Source organism: Acaryochloris sp. IP29b_bin.137, assembly GCF_028285745.1.
Taxonomy (GTDB): Bacteria; Cyanobacteriota; Cyanobacteriia; order Thermosynechococcales; family Thermosynechococcaceae; genus Acaryochloris.
Genome location: NZ_JANQOP010000194.1, coordinates 1 through 2,744, shown reverse-complemented (window position 1 = coordinate 2,744; position 2,744 = coordinate 1). Strand labels below are relative to the sequence as shown.

Annotated in this window: 2 protein-coding genes; both read right to left on the bottom strand. The window is 44.4% G+C overall.

Going from position 1 to position 2,744, the window contains the following annotated elements; all coding sequences use genetic code 11:
• On the bottom strand, window positions 1-1,355 hold a 1,355-nt coding region (locus tag Q0991_RS13970; RefSeq protein WP_299489353.1), incomplete at its 3' end, for a phosphatidylserine decarboxylase family protein.
• Between the two features lie 369 nt (window positions 1,356-1,724).
• Window positions 1,725-2,000, bottom strand: coding sequence for a helix-turn-helix transcriptional regulator (locus Q0991_RS13965; protein WP_299489352.1), 276 nt, complete (start codon window positions 1,998-2,000; stop codon window positions 1,725-1,727).
• Window positions 2,001-2,744 lie beyond the last annotated feature (744 nt).

Here is a 2,744-nt window from a genome sequence, read left to right as displayed (position 1 = left end):
TAGTTGGTGACGGTTGCAATCCTTGACCGAACGGGGATATTGGTCGCATCTAGACCGGGGGAGGTGTTGTGATAATCAAAGGTCAGTTTGACGTCTGGCCTGAATATCAGGCAGTGGGTGGAGCCACCAAAATGGAACATCCCCAATTCTTGGCCTTTATCGAGATGTTGCCCTTCCTCAACCGTAATTTCACAGGATGAGACCTCTGCCATTCCCACAGCAATAAAGCACATCAAACCAATCTTGGGATTGTCCGCTTCAATGAAGATCACCGCTCGGGTAGCCACTGCTGTCAAAAAGGGCTGGGAATCATTGGGGGCGGATGGATCTGCTCCTTTGGGGTTGATAAAGCCTTGATATCGGTTTTCAAGATAGTAAGAACCGTTCACTACAAAGGCTTTCTTGACTGTGCCACTCACAGGGCTGTTCCAACGGTGATAGCTCAACGCACTGAGAAAAGCTTGATAGACCGTGCCACCAATGAACTGCTCAGCTAACGGATCAAAGTTCATCATGTTCTGCAGCGAGTATGGCTGACCTTTGAGCCAGAACTCTGCTGTTTCCGACACGTTATGCACAGCTTGCAATGGGGCAGATTCGCAAGCGTTAGCAATCACATCTTCGCCTTCGGCCACGGGTCGAATGCCATCTACAAAGGTGCGGGTAAAGAAGTCGTCCCAGGACTTGAAGCCGTAATACTCATCGCTTGGGTCGCTATTGAAGAAGTGCTCAAAGGGCTGCTGCTTGCAGGTAGTTGGATCGTCGGAGGCTTGACAGGCAACGGCTACCATCTCTTGTTTAGCGGTGGTACTCAGCCAGGCTAAGATTTTCGGGGTGCGATCTGGATAACTGTCGATCAAGACGGAACGGGAGTCTGGGGAGACGAGATATTCACTCCAGTACCCCAGGATCTTCTTGAGCTGTTGGTTGACTAAGGCATTGGCAAACACGTTGTATCCAAAGTTCGTCGCCATCGGCCAGTCTAGGAGAGCATTAATGGGGAAACCAATGAGTCCACAGGGCTCTTCTTCGCCATGAGCGTCAGGACATTCCGTGTACTCTGGGGCTTGGGTCATGATGCCGTTGAGTAGGGTTAAGAATTCATCAAAGTCTTGAACTTCAGGTGTGCCCAGTGGGGTCTGTTGTTTTAAGAGTGCCGCTTCTTGGAACATGAGATCAATGGCAAAGTTCAAGCTCGGATCTTGAGCGACTAAATCTTTAAACTCTTGAATGGGAGGTACCAATGGTTGTGGATGTTGGGCTACCCGTTGCTTTAAATCCCGAATCCATGTGTCGATATGACTTCTGTTATGAAATAGCCACCCACCCGCACGGAACCTTTTTAAGGGAGTCATCTTTGCACCTATTGGGTATAAGAATAAGGCTGAACAATGTTGCTCACGGAAGTTGATCTCACCGCAGCTTCCACCAGTGACTCTGATTGTAGGTTGCTTGTTTTGGCTTTGACATTAGACGAAGGTTTGCCTTAGTACTAGGCATTACCCTGTATCTGAGAAGAAGAGGAAATGGTCAACCTCGTCTGAAGCATCCTGCCTTGGAGTCTGGTTCAAGGATTAGTCAATGGGGATGGTGGCGGGATTGACGAAGGCGAACGGGATTGCGATCTAGAACAGAGTAAATGACAACAATGTGGTTTTGAGCATTTTCTGTGTTGCCTATGAGGTACACACTGAGGGCAGAGAGATTAAAGCATAAGCAACAAATCATTCATTCATTCTGGCTTCTTCGACTTCACTCATCGAAAAAGTCAGCACAATCAAATCACTCACAGCTATTGGAGGCTTACCTTTTTTACGGGTGGCATTTAAGACCATAATGATTTGATTAAGTCTTTCACCATTAATACGTGGCATATCAGATCTACGAAGTTTAATAACAGCAGTCTCGCTCACGCCTAAACGCCTTGCCATTTCCGCAACTGAGAGTTTGTTTGCGGACATTAATTCTTTTAGCCTCCAAGTGATCAAGTGCTGCTCCACTATTAAATCCTCCAATCATACGCTACATAAAGATTTAAGCTTTTTTAATTTGAATTAGTTTCTTATAAATTAGTTTAAGTAATTTAAGGTTGTTAAAATTAACTAGATTAACTTTAAGTTGCTTTTTCAGAAGAAAGCACTATAAACTAGTGAAAGCTTAGGCAGTTTGGATAGGGTTATCAAAATGAACTCCACGATTCACTAACGAACGAGCTTATGGAGTCGTAAATGGAAAACAGTTTTTCCCTAAAACTCAATTTGAAGTCAGGTTAAGCTCAAGAATCTATTTACAAGGAGGTGAATAGTTGATGAATATAGTACAAATGAACTATATTTAATGAGAATAATTTCTATCTAGCTACACATTTCTCAATCTGTTCTCTGGACAAAAAACAAACAGAACAGGCGATTACAACAAATGCTTATCGGGGGGGTGACATGAAGTATCAACGGTTTTTCCATTGCAAACCTGTTTTAGGTCATAGGGTATTTCGATCTGCGCTACCTAGATTGCCAACAACAAAAGATTGTTATTGCCCTCTAACCGCGATCAAACAACCAGAGGGTCCGAAACCTTAAACACAGATTGGGGCTAACAATAACGTCAGCCTCTTATGAAAAAACCAAAAGACCCTCTAACCGCGATCAAACAACCAGAGGGTCCGAAAACCTTAGACACAGATTACGGATCTGAAGGTTTAAACAATGGTATACACCAATGTTTTCAATCCGCAAACTCAGGAA